The sequence below is a fragment of the Brevibacillus fortis genome, assembly GCF_046196545.1.
GTDB classification, from domain to species: Bacteria; Bacillota; Bacilli; order Brevibacillales; family Brevibacillaceae; genus Brevibacillus; species Brevibacillus fortis_A.
The window spans coordinates 2,543,964-2,558,440 of the sequence record NZ_CP176370.1; the positions used below are offsets into that span (position 1 = coordinate 2,543,964).

Genomic DNA, 14,477 nt, shown 5'->3' on the forward strand with positions numbered 1-14,477 from the left:
ATTTTGCCCTTGTAGTTAAAAGTTTTGGCAAATATCTAAAACAAGGGAGGTAGTTAGAATGGTTACTGTTGACCGTGATCTTGTGTTTCGTCTGCGTGCCTTGGAACGACTGACGCAGGAGGCATTCGGCAAAAAGATCGGAGTTAGTGGGGCGATGATTAGCGATATCGAGCGCGGTATGAAATCGGTAAGTAGGACGTTGGCGATTCGGATCGTGGCGGAATTCGGACTAACGCCCGAAAGCGCACAGAAACTTCGTGAATTGCCCGCCTAATTATTTTTGATCACACATTAGATTTTTGATCGTAAATACCCAATTTAATTTTATGTCAAACGAGGTGAAAAAGTCAAGTAATGAATAACGCCCTTTGGCGCTTGGACGCCGACTATCTCGCAGCCTACACGGAGGATATCGGAATCATGGCGAGAATCCGCCGTTACTATCCTGACGTTGAACCGATGGCGAGGTACTATCGTGCAGGCCAGCGAATTGCCGTGCAGTATCGCGTACCTAACCGGAGGAAACGATCGATGCGGAGGATGCTCGGTGTTGACGTTGCACGCGAATAGCCGGAAACGTGTACGCAATTAGGCAGTTTTGGCGCTTATCAGACGTGGGGGTATATTCCCCTTGCCATCTATCGGATGCCTATGAAAAGCAGGCAAGAATAGGGCAAATTCGCCGTTTTGCGTACCAAATACACCTATAAAAAGGAGAGGTCAGAGTGATGCAACAGGTAGTCGAACGAGCGCCGTCATTTGAGGATCGCGCAAAATGGGTTCGAGTATCAACGTGGGACCAACCGGACTATTTCGAGTGGATCGCGTCAACCGGATTCACTTCGCCGCGCCATGAACCAAAGGCGCAGCCAGCGGACGGGCAGCGCTGCGGAAAGATGAAGTGGTTCTCGGAAAGAAAAGGTTATGGATTCTCTACCTGTGATATTTTCGTTCATGCCCGCAACTTAATCAGTGGCGAGCTCCGGTCAGGCTCCCGTATTTGCTTTGACGTCAAGGAAGGTGGCAAGAGCCCGGAAGCTATCAATGTTCGAGTGATCAAATAAAGGAGGACGATGCCAATGATGACAGTAACTACGACAATGAGCGCACGCGATTATCTTGCGAAAAATGCTCCAAGAAAAGTACGGATTTCCGAAGGAACCGTCGTTCACGTTTGCTTACGAGATCAATGACGAATCTGTTAGGCTCCTTTTAGCCAGCCATCAGGTAAGTGTAGCGGAGGAACCGGATGGGGCGGATTCAGTAATGGACGTAGATAGGGCGTTGGTGACCGGATGCAGCCGTTAGTCATCGCAAACGTCGAACACGTCGAGGGTACTCCGTTCCTGGTCGCGCTACTGTATGGCGAGGAGGGATACTTGCTCGATGAAATTACGCTGCCGTACGAAGGGCCGGACGCCGCTTGCGGGCTTATCGCGGAGATTATGCGGAGATATCATTTGGAAACGGTCGAGTGCTGGACGTCAGAACAGGCGTTATATGTTTCCGCGCTGAGTACGATAGGAATCGCCGTAACGTTCAAGCACCGATTGGATACGGGTGGGACGCGCCAGGCTATCGAGCGTAGCCGGGATATTCTCGCGGAGATTTACGAGCTCAAACCGAAGATTCCGAAGCCAAAGACGCCAAAATGGAGGCTCTTTTTTATTGGCTTGGTTCAAAAAATACTCAACAAATTAAAAGGGGATGGATTATATGAAGAGATTTGAACTAGCAGACAAGCAGTTGGAGCAACGCGAAAGTAAGCACCAAGTGGTCATGGAGATGGCTGACCGCGAGCAAAAGGCACAAGAGGAGATTGTCGCGCTGAAACTTCAATATGAACAAGCGATGGTCGCCAGCGTAAGCGCAGGAAAAGGAGTCACTGCCGAAGTAGATGCGCTTGGAGTCAAGGTTGAAGAAGCCGAGAAAGCGTTGAAACGCCGACAGCAAGAACGCCAGGTATACAGTTTGATCTCGCAGCCTGGCGCAATTACTGCTGATGATATTGCACGCGAATGGAACGAGGTCTTTGTACCCGAGATTCGTAAGGAGCTTCTTGAACCGGTATTGAAGGAGATGTTACGGGCGAAAAAAGCCGTGATTGATGCCTCGATCGCGTACAGGAAGTTGATGAAGGAATTTGAGGCTGAAAGATACCGTGTGATCTCGATTGCGGGAGATGCTGTTCAATACAAGTTGAATGATATCGCCTTTCAACGAACAGACGAGAGGGAGAAATACTTTGTCACCAGATACGATGAGACAGCTCTACGGCACGGTGAGATACCAAGTAGCTTTCAGAATGTACGGGATGAAGAACTACAATAAACGGAGGTAATCTATATGTCATTAGCAATCAGCGCGAAGAAACTTGAAGATATGAAGTTGCATGCACGTGGGAACCCAAAGAAGATCGCAGAGTATAAAGTAGCAAAACATGAGTACGACCAGATGTGTCAACGTTTGTTTGATGGCGAAACTTACCCAAACATAGGGAGCCCTGCTACTGATTACGTCCAACGTCTTGAGGAAGAGGCGAAGTCCGGGGATTCCGATTCCGTTATGAGATACGAAATCATAAAGGAACGCAGGGATATGGTTGATTACTCGGCGTCGGGCCAGGAAACACGAGATAACCGACTAATCAGCCACGATCTGCGCGGAAAGCTCACCAATGGGGATAAGTTGACGGCGGCGGATGTTCGAGCAGCCAGCACTCTTTCGCGGAAAATCAGCTCGATTGATAATATGGTCCTTTACAGTACAGTCAAACGCACATTCGAACACCAACAAGAAAGCGAGCAGGCGTCGGAGTAACCCGGCGTCTTTTCGTTAATTAAGGAGGAGAAAGAATGAGAGTAAGGTCAGTTGATCAGAAAACCGTGATTGATAACGATACGACCGTAGTAGATATAGCCGCCGGATTTGATCTTGCGACTGTTACTGTTACCAACGAGAGGTTGCAGTTGGCAAATCTATCTGAAATGCATGATAAAGCATTGAGGACAAAGAAGCCAGAGGATGCGGCAAGGTACGTAAAGATGAAGCAACGCTACCTCGACCATTGTCGCAATCGCGATGAACTCGGAAATAGATACGAATGACGCAGAGTGCTGCCCTAACGGGTGGCGCTTTTATTTCTTATACAGGAGGAGATTAGATGGCGTTTGAGACAAACGAAGAAATCGCAGCAAAGACGGAGGAGCTCCGGCAACGAGTCGCAGCCAGCCGAATCGCGAAAGGTCAGCCGCCCGAGCCACCGGAGAATTTCGTTCCCATCCCGCTCGGCATCATTCTGGCGGAACAGTTGACGCCGTTCTACAGAATCGCGGTTCAGTATGCGGCTGTTATCGCGGCCGGTTCGTTGGTTCACGTTGACACTTCGAAATTGGAGAAATACCGCGAGACGGCGAAGCTGGCGCGTATGTGCATCGGGTTTCACTCCGGCCTTATCGCGAGTAGCGTAGAGTGGTGTCTGCGAGAGATGGACGAGATTAACGCAGCCATTAACGAAGGTAAAGAGAGTGAGATCGACAAAACCTCCAAGATGCGAATGTTTAGTTTCTTCTTGGAACACTTAAACAAGTCTCCATGGATTGATACCTACGATTATAAAAGCGCCGAGCCTCACCATATTCGAGAAGCCAGAATAAAAGCGGAGGTTGAACGGTTAAAGAGCGATCCTGACGCGTATCAAGCGGAATTGGACGCTGCCTGGCGTCATTACCGCGATATTGAGCACTTAATTTAAGGAGTGATAAGCATGGCAAAAAGAAGATCAGATATTGGCCGAAGTTTGACTGACCAACAAAGGCGAGCGGCGCAAGAACTTGTCGCGAATGAATTCTGTGAGTTATCAAGTGGAAAGAAACTAACCAAGGATGAGCTTGCGGAGAGGATCGGTATTTCCAGGTCTACGCTGTACGAATGGATGAAGATTCCGGAGTTCAATGAATACCACCGTATGATCTCTCGCGATAAGCTGCACGCTCACGGGAGCGAAGTTGACGCCGCCCTTATTAAGCTGATCCGCATGCCGGAGCCACGCATAAAAGCGATCGAGCTATGGTACAAGTTGCAGAGGGAACTCGCGGATGTCCACGTAATCGAGCACGAAAACGAATCGAAATTGCCACGTAAGTCTGACGCAGAGATCGCGGCGGATATCCACAAACTGGCCGAGATGGTGAACGGGGAGGAATAATCGTGGACTATTATGCAATGGCCGTAACAGCAGGCGCGGCAACCACGAAACTCGCCGCGGTGATTGAAGGAACACGCAGATTCTTTCCGTCCGATTACGTCCAGTTCCGTCAGATAGTGGCGGAGCTCAAACGTGATAGAGTCGAGGAGACTGCGCAATTCGCACGCCACATGGACGAAGTGTACCGATGCGTAGCGCGATTGGACGAGTTGAGGCGAAAGTGGCCGGAAAACTCGCGACCGATCCGGAAGGAAATGGCGAAGATTGCGGTGTTGCTTGGCGCGATTGACCTAGCTCGCGACCATCTTATCGCTAAAATCGGTCAGAGGGCGGGTGAATAGCGATGGCTTATGATTTAACCGCCCGCCTCATCCTCAAAGACGAAATGAGCTCAAAGCTGACACGTATTCTCGCAAATATGACGCGTACGAACGATATGTTCCGACGTGCTGCGAACTCGACGGATATGTACCAGCGTGCTACTAGTAAGGCGAGTCAGTCAACGCGCCAATTGGCAGAGGACAGCAATCGGATGGTACGGTCTTTCCACTCAATGCCGGGCTCTATAGGTAAGGTAACAGGACTGCTCGGGGGATTGGCTGCGGGAACAGCGGCGGTCGGGCTCGCGTTTAGCTCACTGGATAAGGCGATGGATTACGAAGCCCAATTGTCGTCTATTAAAGCGCTCACGGGTGCAAGCAACGAAGAAATGAAGCGTATGAGTGATCTCGCGATGGAGATGGGCTCAAGTACAAAATACTCGTCACTCCAAGCCGCGCAAGGAATTGAAGAACTACTCAAGGCAGGCTTAACTCCCGCGGCTGTTCAGGCTGGCGGACTCCAACATGCACTGAACCTCGCAACTGCCGGCGGGCTTGAGTTAGCGGATGCCGCGGAGATCATGTCGACCGCGCTTAACGCCTACAAGCGTGACACACTGACCGCGGAACAAGCTTCGAACATTCTCGCGGGAACCGCTAACGCATCCGCGACGAGTGTCCAGGAGCTCCGCTATTCTCTCTCGGCGGTATCGGCAGTTGCAGCGGGTGTCGGCATGTCGTTTAAAGACACGAATACAGCGCTCGGACTCTTTGCGAACAGCGGGATTAAAGGAAGCGATGCGGGAACCTCGCTTAAAACGATGCTGTCGAACCTACAGCCGACGACAAAAGATCAAATCGAGTTATTTAAACGATTAGGAATTCTAACGAAAAACAACACGAACTTGTTCTACGACTCACGAGGCAAGTTGAAATCACTTGATCAAATCTCCAGCATCTTGCAGAAATCGCTTGGAAAAATGACCGATCAACAACGGATGCTCGCGCTTGAGATGATGTTCGGCAGCGACGCGATTCGAGCCGCAACCGTCCTCTATAACGAGGGAGCAGACGGTGTCCGGAAATTCCAAACGGAAATGTCTAAGGTGTCCGCTTTGGACGTTGCAAAACAGAAAATGGACAACGCAAAGGGTGCGATTGAACAGTTGAGCGGGGCACTTGAGACGATCCAAATTTCCGCGCTACAGCCGATGCTTCCAGTGATTAAGGACATGGCGCTCATGTTCGCGGATATGGCGCAGCAATACGGCCCTCAGATCGCGGCGACGTTCGAACAGGTGGGCAAGAGCGTCCGTGACTTTATGGACCCATACTTGAACGATCCGCAGAAATGGGAGGTCACGGGGCAAGCCGAAATGAAGTTCAAGCAAGCGGAGATAATGGACAGGGCAGGCGGTCCACCTCCGTTTTGGAAGCACCTTATCGGTGGCTTTGAGGAATGGTATGGCTCATCCGGTAAACAAATGATCGAGTCAGGTGCGTCACGGATTGCCAAAGACTTTGGCGCGTTCCTTGAAGAAAAAGCGCCAGACATTGCAAAAGCTGGCCTCATAATCGGCGCTAGGATTGCAACAAGCATCTCCAAGGGCATACAAAGCGAGATGGAAAACAGTGTCATCGGTAATGCGATAATGTCGTCACCAATAATGCACGCTAACCAAGCAGGAACTTGGGCATTCGATACGTTTATGCCGAGTTTCACTGAAGAACCCGACGGTTCACATTATAATGGAATTTCGTATATCCCACGCGACGGTTATACCGCACGTCTACACGAAGGTGAGCGTGTACTGACGAAGCAGGAAAATCGTGAGTATTCCGGTGGTGGTTCGGGTGGCGGCGTCACTATCTCGGGTAATACCTTCGTTGTGAACGCTGCGGGCGGCGACGTTGATGATCCGAAAGTAATCGAAAAGATCGCGTATGGTCTAGTACGGCAAATGCGCGCACTCCAAAACTAGAATGACGAAAGCCCTTCCGTTTTACGGAGGGGCGATTTTTTGATGCAGAGAATTTAACTGACATTCAAGGTTTTAGAATATTTCTTTTAACTCTGCGCGAACTTGTTCAACAATTATGGATTGAATGGCAGTCTCCATTGAAGTTTCTCTTAGTTGCTTTACTTTATTGAGGTCGCTTAGATCATAGTCAGGCATCAAGCGTTTGAATAGTTCATCGTGACCAATAGTAATAGAGCGTCCATTAATAGTAAACATCCAAAAATCTGGAGTGGTTCTCACAGAACTTACAGTAAACCCTGCAGTAGCTGCTTCATGAACTACATGATTAACTTTGACAGACGCATCATTCAGCAATAATTGATTCTCAACTGCCAAACTTTCTTTATGCAGGTTCTTAGCAGCAATTTCAGCAAACGCATTCTGTAGTTCTGGAATGAAGTTCATCTTTGTATATTCCCCTTCGGTCTTTGACTTTGACTAACTTTGACCAAATTATAACAATTCCTTTTCTCCTTGTCAAATATTGCCTGAATATGGCCTGAAATCTAAACTTACATCTCGGTCGAGTGTTGAGAGACATATAATCATTATGAACAAATACTATGCGCCCTGGTAGCGGAGAAAATTCCGTTGCTGGGGCGCTCTTTTTTTTGTCTCAATCCGGAATAGTACGCTCGTCCAAACGAAAGGAGCGTGTTTCCCCGTGTTAGACCCGTCCTTCTATTTCACCGTACCTTGGCGCGATGCATCCGATATCCGCCGCGACCTCGACATCTGATATATACCGTATGAGATTCACTCGTTACCAGACGGCAGGATCGCGTTTATATTTCCGGATTTACGCTCGTGTGCGGAAGATTTTCGGAGGGAACGGAATCCCTCTTGATAAATTCGGAGAATGACCGCATAATATAAGAACTACTTGTAAACTAGAGTGACGCTTTCGGTTGATAGATAGCTATATTATTAGGGAATGATATAATGTGTCATACGATATATTCGTATGGCATTTTTTATTGGTATTAATATGTTTAAATTGGAGTGGTAGTCAGGAATAAAACGTACCTGGCTGCCACTTTTTGATTTATAGAACCCGTTGGCTGAATAATTCGAAAAGTAATCACAACCTTCAGGGGTTTCCACACATTTCCTGTTGTACATTAATATGAGATACAAATTAGGAGGTGTCTATATGGCAGAGTTTTTTATTCACCCAGATCGTTCAACTCTGCACGGTTCTTTTTCAAAGGAGTTCACTCCAATAGTATCAATCAATTCGGGTGACACCGTTCGCTTTGAGACTATTGACGCCGGGTGGAATACTGGTCCATTTCAATTAGACGGTGTAAGAGAGAAATTCTGCGAAAGAGATCATCCACAAGATAGCGGACATGCCTTGATCGGACCTATCTACATTAATGGAGCAAAAGAAGGAAAAACCTTGGCTATTCGTATAAACGATATTAAGACCGGTAATTGGGGCTGGAGTAGCGGAGGTGGATTCCCGAATATTATTAACAAAAGATTGGGTCTTCACGAGGGACCAGAGTATGTTTTGATGTGGGAGTTAGATGCTTCTAACAATTTAGGGATTAGTAACAAAGGACATAAAATACAGCTCAAGCCCTTTATGGGTATTATGGGCATGCCTCCAAATGAAGAAGGGATACACTCCACTTACCCTCCGAGGTTCTGTGGAGGGAATATTGATTGTAAAGAACTTGTACCTGGCAGTATTTTATACTTACCCATAGCAGTAGAAGGTGGCCTTTTTTCAGTGGGTGACGGTCATGCTGTTCAAGGTGATGGAGAGGTATCCAGTCCAGCTCTCGAATGCCCAATGCAGTTAGTCGATTTAACTTTCACAGTACTTGATCAATGCTTATCTTTCCCAAGAGCAGAGACTCCCCTTAAGAGAATTACCTTTGGATTCCATGAAGATGTACATGAGGCAGCGATGATTGCCTTAGAGGGAATGCTTGATTGGATGCAGGAGTTGTATAGTTTTGAGCGAAAAGAAGCGTTAAATTTGGCAAGCCTTCTTGTTGACTTGCGTATTACTCAACTAGTCAATGGCGTTAACGGTGTACACGCCTTATTATCCAAAGAAGCCGTTCTATAAATAATAAATTATTTAACAAAACTTATGTATGAATAGTTAAGAAAAAAAGGCTACTGTATGACTGATATGCTCCTCTTTAAGTAGACTGGTTGCTTTGAACAGCTCATGGTCATTCTGCTAGCAGGTTGATAGTTTATTAAAAAGAGGTATTCAAGAACGTCTTTTTTCGTTCCTGAATATCTCTTTACTTTTCCAATTAGATTTCTAAGTACATATGCGATTACATATAGTTCTTTAGATTTGTAGTAAAGAACTACAGAAATACTTTTTTCCTTGAATAAAAAAGTTGCGAACTCACGTTCTTATCCAATAAAATGTAATTATCATTATCTACAATAGAAAGTCATGTGACACATTATAATTTCCTTCTTGATTTAGCTATCTTAGAATCAGTTTAGTGATTAATTCTAGATAACAAACGTTCGGTTATGGGGGTGTATGGAAATGGCGAAGAAAATCGATAATTTATTCGGATCATCACGATTTGTACTACCGGAGCAACGAGCGGCGCTAATCGAACATAACGAGGTGCGTACGCTTGTTGAACGTCCCGCCATAGATGACGATGACTTCGGGGAGATGTGTTTTCGCGTGTACGACAGCACGCAGTACGTCTACGCGATTACCGTGAAATGGTTCGTTCCGAGAAAGGGCGAGCTTGGTAAGTTGGAAGAGGCATGGGGAGTGGTCCGCGAGATCGATGCGGTGAGCAAACGATTTAAACTCGTATGCGATTGGGATTCACAATGGATTAACGTGGAGGACCTTGTGGCAGTGACGAAGTGAGATAGGTAAAAACGACCTTCTGAAATTACCGAAGGTCGTTCTGTTTTGCCTATTATATAGCTACTAAGCCTACTTGAACTTTAAGTGGCCGCTCTTTCTACTGTTTCCAGAGTCAAGAAGATTAGTTACGGGACTGGCTTTTTCATGCTGTTCACTCAGGTCAGAGGTTGTAAAGCGGACGTATTTCTCTGTCATAGCCAATGAAGTATGCCCAAGCAGCCTCATCAGAGATATGGGGTCTCCACCTGAGCGCAAATATTTAACGGCTCCATAATGCCTGTAAGTATGGGGAGACACGCGAACGCCCTTTACGCCGACTTTTCTACCATAGTTTTTTAGCATCTTTGAGAAGGTGTCTGCGAGATAGCGTTCGCCGAACTGCGTAAGCCATAAATAATCATCTTCACCTACATTCATGTAGTTTATTAATGCTTCTATTGCTTTAGCGGTCTTTGAAGATATAGGCAGGACGCGAGTAGTTCTTGTTTTCGCAATTTCAGCTCGGATCGTTATTTGTCTCATCCTCAAGTTGATATCAGAGACGCGAAGTTCGGTCAATTCTTTTATACGGCAAAGACTGTCTATTAAAACCAGCATCATAGTGTAATCCCTCATGCCCGTAAATGTTCGGGTGTTAGGTGCGCCTAAAAGCTTTATTACGTCGTCATCTGAGTATATTTCGAAAGTGTCTTTTACATCAGTTTGATACTGGATTCCATCCATTGGCGAAATTGAAATGACTCGCTCCCTAACTAACTGATTAAAGAAAACCCGTAAGTTGCGGATAATGTTGTTGACCGATCGCGCAGATAATCCCCGCGATCCGGTCTTATTTGTAGGGTGGTCGTCCCATTTTTCTTTTTCAAACGTTAAGTAATGGATATAATCGCGCATCACATCGAGAGTTATTACATCGTCCTCTCTTTGATCGAACCATTTCGCAAACTGATTCAGCGTGTGTGCGTATGCTTCGATTGTCCTATCGGACCTCCGCTCAAGTCGTTTTGCCGCGAGATAATCCGCAATACATTTTGATAGATCGACCACTTTGCCGGGCTGTTTGCGTTGGATAAACGTAAATTTTGCGCTCATTTCTGTTCACGTACCTTTCCGATAAGTTTTTGCGATACGTTCCGGTAAACAACGCGAAAATTCATCGGAATGACGGAGTGCTGCCGTTCTGTTCACGCTAAATTCTCCGTGATATGAAGCGGATTATAGACGGTATGCGCCCGCAAGGCGAAGCCGACCAATAGTGAATTCATCGCCATGGTGGCGGACAAGTTGCGGATTGAGGCGAAGATTAGCTAGGATGTAGACACTCATTTAAACGATCCTTAACCAATACAAAGGGACATTAGCACTTGCTTGCTAGTGTCTTTTTGTATGGGTAGGACTTAGTAGAGTTTGACTCCTAATTTCCTATAGCTTCCTTTCTTTAGAATAAATTAACAAAAAATGGTTTGTGTAATCTATAATAATATTCTAAACAGAGTAAAAGCGAGGTGCAGAATGGAAAATCAAAAAGTGCAGTGTCCAAAATGTGGGTGTAAAGAGATTGGAAAAGGGAGGCAAGCTGGGGATGCGGGAGTGTTTCCCTTCGGCAAGTTTGTTCCTCTTAGTTCTACGATCATTCATAGAATCTGTACAAATTGTGGCTATGTGATCGAAAGTTACGTTGAAAGCCCATCAAAATTTAAAGGTTAATACTTCGGAGATTAAAATAAATGAGCAAACTACTGTCCTATAAAGAAATTAGAATTAGTTCTTCTACATCACCTATTGAGTATAAGCAGGCTGGTTATCGTCAGCGCTATCTAACCATTGAGGGAAAAGAGATCGCCAATACAGGTATAATTGTGAAACCTGTCTTTTTTATGCCGACGTTTCAGGAATGGATATGAAAAACGCAACAAAAATATCCAACAAATTAAATCAAGGGATAAATATACTAGACCAAGATTTCATGTCTGATTTATCCTGTCTCATTCCCAATGGTCATTATATTGCAACTTTGCTGAAGGTGTATCCTAGGATGAAAAGAGAGGTAGTTGGGTCTGAGTACTATAAGGCTGGGCTAAGGAATATTAGCAGTATGAAGAAAATAGAAGAATATATAGTACCAATTCAATCCAGTGAATCATTGAATCATGTAGCCATAAATGATTATGTAGAAAGGGTGAATGTAGAAGAAACACCAACAGCGTTGAGCATTTCTTTCCTAGATATAAAATATCCGTTGAATCATTTTGATGAGATATGGGTTTATAGTCATTTTTTATTGGATGGTCATCACAAAATGTTTGCCGCAGATAAAGCCCAAAAACCAATTACCCTATTATCCTTTTTATCGATTGATGAGTCATTCGCCAGTAAGAAACAAATAGATAAACTTTTTCAAGTATTAACATGATGGACTGACTAGATATCTCTCGGGGCAAGAGGTAAGCCAAGGTATTTTAACCCTGGCTTTGATTATCATTACACAATTCACTTAATAGAATCAAGGTTACTTCGATGTTTCTTTAGCCGGTGTAGTAGGTGGTTGTTCGGTGCTTGCAGCGGGAGCGTTTTTATATTCAAAGACCATTTCGGAAGTACTACTCAATCCGGTTTGTTCCATGCCTTTACTCGTCAAGGCAATTCTGCCAAATGCCGTAACAGTGGAAGGAATCCTTCCATCTGGTTTGATAATGGTCACAGAAACGGAGTTAACTTCTTCTTTCTTGTCTTTCGCTAGAGTCCGAGTATTTTCCACTAAAGCGCGCAATTCCTTTTCATCATTTGATTCTGTCGCTAAAGCAACCATCCACATTCCGGTGCTTTCGTCAAATCGGTCAATGGCTAATACATATGCAGGTAGCGGCACTTCTGGTGTGCTTACAGTTTCACTATAAGCTGGAAGGATTAGTGCTAGTGCAAGTATTAAGGCTAGTCTAAATTTCAATCTGCAACTCTCCTAAATATGTTTTTAATCATTTTACCAAAGTTGGGGTATTTTTACTATAACTAAAAAAGTACTCTTTCCGGAGGAACTGAATCCATGTGCCTAGAATTATTCGTCATGATAAAAGAAACACCAGGAATTGAGCCTAATCCGATAGTCTCTTCTTATGTTTTGACAGGCAAGTTATCACGTGAAAAAAGTCCTCATTTTTTCAAGCATTTTCCGAAAAAACAGGCCTGGTGGGTGACAACCGAAGAGGGATGCGCTTGCAGATTTAGCATTTCCAAGCATCCTGCTAAAGTAAAACTTGGGATGTACCCAGAAGAGGAGAGGCCTCGTTATTATCAAAAATACGTAGAGGACTATCAAAAAAGCATGGACAGAATGATGCATCTACGTGCCTGGTGCGAGGAGCTACTTGATCACGACAAGACGCAGGTTGAACTGTATGGTCTATTGATGGATGAGAAATTTACAAAAAGAGAACCCATTTACTCGACGATGGAGGACCTCTTTTCACCAAAAAAATTTCGTTTAGGTGAGCAGCATTACATCCTGACAAAATGAACCACTTGATAAGAAACTGCCACAGTCCCTTGCGAGATTTCGATTCTCCTATGTAAAATAGAAAAGCATACAATACAAATACATACTACTAAGAGCGAGGCAGGTGCTGTGAAAGTGCGCAATTTAGATGAAATTCTCGCATTTAACCGTGAATTTGTGGCGAACCAAGAATATGAAAAGTACCAAACCACCAAGTTTCCTGATAAACGATTGGTCGTGCTATCTTGTATGGATACCCGTTTGGTTGAACTGTTACCGAAAGCCATGAACATACACAATGGGGATATCAAGCACGTAAAAAGCGCCGGTGCAATCGTGTCCCATCCTTTTGGGAGTATCATGCGCAGTATTCTTATTGCGATCTACGAATTGAATGCCGAAGAAGTGATGGTCGTCGGGCATTATGACTGCGGGATGAGTGCGATCGACAGCAAACGCACGATGGAGAAGATGCAGGAGCGAGGAGTCTCGGCTCAAACGTTTTCCACGCTTCAACATGCAGGGATTAACTTACATAAATGGCTGCACGGATTCGATCGTGTAGAAGAAAGTGTGAAAAATAGCGTAGAAACGATTAAAAATCACCCACTCCTCCCACCGAATGTGGAGGTGCATGGCTTACTCATTGACCCGGTGACGGGAAGATTAGACGTTGTCGTGAATGGGTATGAGCGAACGAAAGACAGTGAATGATCCTAACCTTGCCCCCATTTCAAGGAAAACATTTTTCCACAAAGTCACGAAATGGGTAGGGGGATTGATTGGTCTCGGTATAGCTACTGGCGTGTACGGTCATGTATGGGAACGAAAAGCACTTGATGTCGTGCGATTGTCCATCACGATACCGGGATTGCCAGAAAGCTTTAAGGGGACAAAGCTCATTCATTTCAGTGATGTCCATCTCGGTCATTATTTTGAACCGAAAGAGTTGGAGTCGGTTATCGCCGTGATCCAGAGCGAAAAACCGGATTTGATTTGCTTCACAGGGGATATCGTTGATGAAGTGACGCGACCTCTATTCGCCGCCGTTCCCCTTTTCAATCAGCTCCTAGCCCCCTTAGGCAAATTCGCCGTTTTGGGCAATCATGATTATCGAGCTGGGGAACAGCAAAAAGTTCGAGATGGCTTAGTCGCGTCTGGATTCGAAGTGTTGGATAATCGGCACGTTGTCGTGCACAAAGATGGCCAGCAGTTATACATGGCGGGGGTCGATGATGTTTTCTATGGCGTACCTGATCTTCCAAGGGCGCTAGACAATATCCCGCGGGAGGGTAGCGTTATCTTGTTGGTGCACGAGCCTGATTTTGCTGATATTGCGTCAGAGCATCCCGTGCATCTCCAACTGTCCGGCCACAGCCATGGCGGACAAGTGCGCTTGCCCTTCATTGGTCATCTCTTGGCACCGCAATACGGGCGCAAATACGTACAAGGACTGTATCAGGTAGGTGGCATGGCTGTATACACCAACAGAGGGTTGGGTACGACGATCTTGCCTGTTCGTTTATTTTGCCGCCCGGAGCTTACGGTACTAACACTACAGTGAACT

General features: G+C 45.6%; 21 protein-coding genes and 1 pseudogene. 19 read left to right on the forward strand and 3 right to left on the reverse strand.

The genetic code is table 11. The features are described 5' to 3' along the window. Nucleotides 1–58 precede the first annotated feature (58 nt). From ACKKE8_RS13170 to ACKKE8_RS13220, 11 genes are all read left to right on the forward strand, one after another. Nucleotides 59–274: a helix-turn-helix transcriptional regulator gene (locus ACKKE8_RS13170; RefSeq protein WP_409178538.1), complete on the forward strand. Its 216-nt coding sequence runs from the start codon at nt 59–61 to the stop codon at nt 272–274. 80 nt (nt 275–354) lie between these two features. Next, nucleotides 355–570 (forward strand): hypothetical protein, encoded by a 216-nt coding sequence (locus ACKKE8_RS13175; RefSeq protein WP_409178539.1) that lies wholly within the window; start codon nt 355–357, stop codon nt 568–570. Nucleotides 571–728: 158 nt separating this feature from the next. Further along, on the forward strand, nt 729–1,064 hold the full coding sequence (locus ACKKE8_RS13180) for a cold shock domain-containing protein (RefSeq protein ID WP_409179112.1): 336 nt from the start codon (nt 729–731) through the stop codon (nt 1,062–1,064). Nucleotides 1,065–1,295: 231 nt separating this feature from the next. After that, nucleotides 1,296–1,730 (forward strand): hypothetical protein, encoded by a 435-nt coding sequence (locus ACKKE8_RS13185; protein ID WP_409178540.1) that lies wholly within the window; start codon nt 1,296–1,298, stop codon nt 1,728–1,730. Further along, nucleotides 1,717–2,331, forward strand: a complete 615-nt coding sequence (locus tag ACKKE8_RS13190) for a hypothetical protein (protein ID WP_409178541.1) — start codon at nt 1,717–1,719, stop codon at nt 2,329–2,331. Before ACKKE8_RS13185 ends, ACKKE8_RS13190 begins: the two co-directional genes overlap by 14 nt. Before the next feature lie 15 nt (nt 2,332–2,346). Further along, nucleotides 2,347–2,820 carry a hypothetical protein gene (locus ACKKE8_RS13195; protein ID WP_409178542.1) on the forward strand — a complete coding sequence of 158 codons (474 nt, stop codon included), beginning with the start codon at nt 2,347–2,349 and terminating at the stop codon, nt 2,818–2,820. Nucleotides 2,821–2,855: 35 nt separating this feature from the next. Beyond that, nucleotides 2,856–3,107 (forward strand): hypothetical protein, encoded by a 252-nt coding sequence (locus ACKKE8_RS13200; RefSeq protein ID WP_409178543.1) that lies wholly within the window; start codon nt 2,856–2,858, stop codon nt 3,105–3,107. Between the two features lie 56 nt (nt 3,108–3,163). Further along, nucleotides 3,164–3,754, forward strand: coding sequence for a hypothetical protein (locus ACKKE8_RS13205; protein WP_409178544.1), 591 nt, complete (start codon nt 3,164–3,166; stop codon nt 3,752–3,754). 12 nt (nt 3,755–3,766) lie between these two features. After that, nucleotides 3,767–4,207, forward strand: a complete 441-nt coding sequence (locus tag ACKKE8_RS13210) for a phBC6A51 family helix-turn-helix protein (protein ID WP_409178545.1) — start codon at nt 3,767–3,769, stop codon at nt 4,205–4,207. Nucleotides 4,208–4,209: 2 nt separating this feature from the next. Then, nucleotides 4,210–4,548 (forward strand): hypothetical protein, encoded by a 339-nt coding sequence (locus ACKKE8_RS13215; protein WP_409178546.1) that lies wholly within the window; start codon nt 4,210–4,212, stop codon nt 4,546–4,548. Between the two features lie 2 nt (nt 4,549–4,550). Then, nucleotides 4,551–6,509, forward strand: a complete 1,959-nt coding sequence (locus tag ACKKE8_RS13220) for a phage tail tape measure protein (protein WP_409178547.1) — start codon at nt 4,551–4,553, stop codon at nt 6,507–6,509. A 72-nt stretch (nt 6,510–6,581) separates the two neighbouring features. Here the strand turns inward: ACKKE8_RS13220 and ACKKE8_RS13225 are convergent, their stop codons facing one another. Next, complete coding sequence (locus ACKKE8_RS13225; protein WP_409178548.1) at nt 6,582–6,953, reverse strand: hypothetical protein; 372 nt, start codon at nt 6,951–6,953, stop codon at nt 6,582–6,584. 748 nt (nt 6,954–7,701) lie between these two features. On the opposite strand from ACKKE8_RS13225, the gene ACKKE8_RS13230 reads away from it, so the two are divergent. Both ACKKE8_RS13230 and ACKKE8_RS13235 read left to right on the forward strand, forming a co-directional pair. Next, nucleotides 7,702–8,631, forward strand: a complete 930-nt coding sequence (locus tag ACKKE8_RS13230) for an acetamidase/formamidase family protein (RefSeq protein ID WP_049739275.1) — start codon at nt 7,702–7,704, stop codon at nt 8,629–8,631. Nucleotides 8,632–9,075: 444 nt separating this feature from the next. Next, the gene (locus ACKKE8_RS13235; protein ID WP_409178549.1) at nt 9,076–9,417 is read left to right on the forward strand and encodes a YolD-like family protein; all 342 of its coding nucleotides are present in this window, start codon (nt 9,076–9,078) and stop codon (nt 9,415–9,417) included. Nucleotides 9,418–9,486: 69 nt separating this feature from the next. Here ACKKE8_RS13235 and ACKKE8_RS13240 read toward each other — a convergent pair whose 3' ends face one another. Next, complete coding sequence (locus ACKKE8_RS13240) at nt 9,487–10,509, reverse strand: tyrosine-type recombinase/integrase (RefSeq protein WP_409178550.1); 1,023 nt, start codon at nt 10,507–10,509, stop codon at nt 9,487–9,489. Nucleotides 10,510–10,638: 129 nt separating this feature from the next. Between ACKKE8_RS13240 and ACKKE8_RS13245 the strand changes: the two are divergent. The 3 genes and pseudogenes from ACKKE8_RS13245 to ACKKE8_RS13255 form a co-directional block, all read left to right on the forward strand. Then, nucleotides 10,639–10,728: pseudogene (locus ACKKE8_RS13245) on the forward strand (sporulation transcription factor Spo0A); the annotation flags it as partial. 416 nt (nt 10,729–11,144) lie between these two features. Further along, a complete protein-coding gene (locus ACKKE8_RS13250) occupies nt 11,145–11,321 on the forward strand; it encodes a hypothetical protein (RefSeq protein WP_409178551.1) in 177 nt (58 codons plus the stop codon). 131 nt (nt 11,322–11,452) lie between these two features. Then, nucleotides 11,453–11,830, forward strand: coding sequence for a hypothetical protein (locus ACKKE8_RS13255; RefSeq protein ID WP_409178552.1), 378 nt, complete (start codon nt 11,453–11,455; stop codon nt 11,828–11,830). A gap of 96 nt (nt 11,831–11,926) precedes the next feature. Here ACKKE8_RS13255 and ACKKE8_RS13260 read toward each other — a convergent pair whose 3' ends face one another. Further along, complete coding sequence (locus ACKKE8_RS13260) at nt 11,927–12,364, reverse strand: hypothetical protein (protein ID WP_409178553.1); 438 nt, start codon at nt 12,362–12,364, stop codon at nt 11,927–11,929. Between the two features lie 96 nt (nt 12,365–12,460). Between ACKKE8_RS13260 and ACKKE8_RS13265 the strand changes: the two genes are divergently transcribed. The 3 genes from ACKKE8_RS13265 (at nt 12,461) to ACKKE8_RS13275 (ending at nt 14,474) form a co-directional block, all read left to right on the forward strand. After that, nucleotides 12,461–12,931 carry a hypothetical protein gene (locus tag ACKKE8_RS13265; protein WP_409178554.1) on the forward strand — a complete coding sequence of 157 codons (471 nt, stop codon included), beginning with the start codon at nt 12,461–12,463 and terminating at the stop codon, nt 12,929–12,931. A 114-nt stretch (nt 12,932–13,045) separates the two neighbouring features. Next, nucleotides 13,046–13,624: a beta-class carbonic anhydrase gene (locus tag ACKKE8_RS13270; protein WP_409179113.1), complete on the forward strand. Its 579-nt coding sequence runs from the start codon at nt 13,046–13,048 to the stop codon at nt 13,622–13,624. Then, the gene (locus ACKKE8_RS13275; RefSeq protein ID WP_409178555.1) at nt 13,599–14,474 is read left to right on the forward strand and encodes a metallophosphoesterase; all 876 of its coding nucleotides are present in this window, start codon (nt 13,599–13,601) and stop codon (nt 14,472–14,474) included. The genes ACKKE8_RS13270 and ACKKE8_RS13275 overlap by 26 nt, the downstream gene beginning before the upstream one ends. Nucleotides 14,475–14,477 lie beyond the last annotated feature (3 nt).

Bases quoted from the DNA above. Each gene is read 5' to 3' on its own strand.
- ACKKE8_RS13170 (WP_409178538.1), top strand. From the start codon at position 59: ATGGTTACTGTTGACCGTGATCTTGTGTTTCGTCTGCGTGCCTTGGAA.
- ACKKE8_RS13175 (WP_409178539.1), top strand. From the start codon at position 355: ATGAATAACGCCCTTTGGCGCTTGGACGCCGACTATCTCGCAGCCTAC.
- ACKKE8_RS13180 (WP_409179112.1), top strand. From the start codon at position 729: ATGCAACAGGTAGTCGAACGAGCGCCGTCATTTGAGGATCGCGCAAAA.
- ACKKE8_RS13185 (WP_409178540.1), top strand. From the start codon at position 1,296: ATGCAGCCGTTAGTCATCGCAAACGTCGAACACGTCGAGGGTACTCCG.
- ACKKE8_RS13190 (WP_409178541.1), top strand. From the start codon at position 1,717: ATGAAGAGATTTGAACTAGCAGACAAGCAGTTGGAGCAACGCGAAAGT.
- ACKKE8_RS13195 (WP_409178542.1), top strand. From the start codon at position 2,347: ATGTCATTAGCAATCAGCGCGAAGAAACTTGAAGATATGAAGTTGCAT.
- ACKKE8_RS13200 (WP_409178543.1), top strand. From the start codon at position 2,856: ATGAGAGTAAGGTCAGTTGATCAGAAAACCGTGATTGATAACGATACG.
- ACKKE8_RS13205 (WP_409178544.1), top strand. From the start codon at position 3,164: ATGGCGTTTGAGACAAACGAAGAAATCGCAGCAAAGACGGAGGAGCTC.
- ACKKE8_RS13210 (WP_409178545.1), top strand. From the start codon at position 3,767: ATGGCAAAAAGAAGATCAGATATTGGCCGAAGTTTGACTGACCAACAA.
- ACKKE8_RS13220 (WP_409178547.1), top strand. From the start codon at position 4,551: ATGGCTTATGATTTAACCGCCCGCCTCATCCTCAAAGACGAAATGAGC.
- ACKKE8_RS13225 (WP_409178548.1), bottom strand. From the start codon at position 6,953: ATGAACTTCATTCCAGAACTACAGAATGCGTTTGCTGAAATTGCTGCT.
- ACKKE8_RS13230 (WP_049739275.1), top strand. From the start codon at position 7,702: ATGGCAGAGTTTTTTATTCACCCAGATCGTTCAACTCTGCACGGTTCT.
- ACKKE8_RS13235 (WP_409178549.1), top strand. From the start codon at position 9,076: ATGGCGAAGAAAATCGATAATTTATTCGGATCATCACGATTTGTACTA.
- ACKKE8_RS13240 (WP_409178550.1), bottom strand. From the start codon at position 10,509: ATGAGCGCAAAATTTACGTTTATCCAACGCAAACAGCCCGGCAAAGTG.
- ACKKE8_RS13250 (WP_409178551.1), top strand. From the start codon at position 11,145: ATGAGCAAACTACTGTCCTATAAAGAAATTAGAATTAGTTCTTCTACA.
- ACKKE8_RS13255 (WP_409178552.1), top strand. From the start codon at position 11,453: ATGAAAAGAGAGGTAGTTGGGTCTGAGTACTATAAGGCTGGGCTAAGG.
- ACKKE8_RS13265 (WP_409178554.1), top strand. From the start codon at position 12,461: ATGTGCCTAGAATTATTCGTCATGATAAAAGAAACACCAGGAATTGAG.
- ACKKE8_RS13275 (WP_409178555.1), top strand. From the start codon at position 13,599: ATGAGCGAACGAAAGACAGTGAATGATCCTAACCTTGCCCCCATTTCA.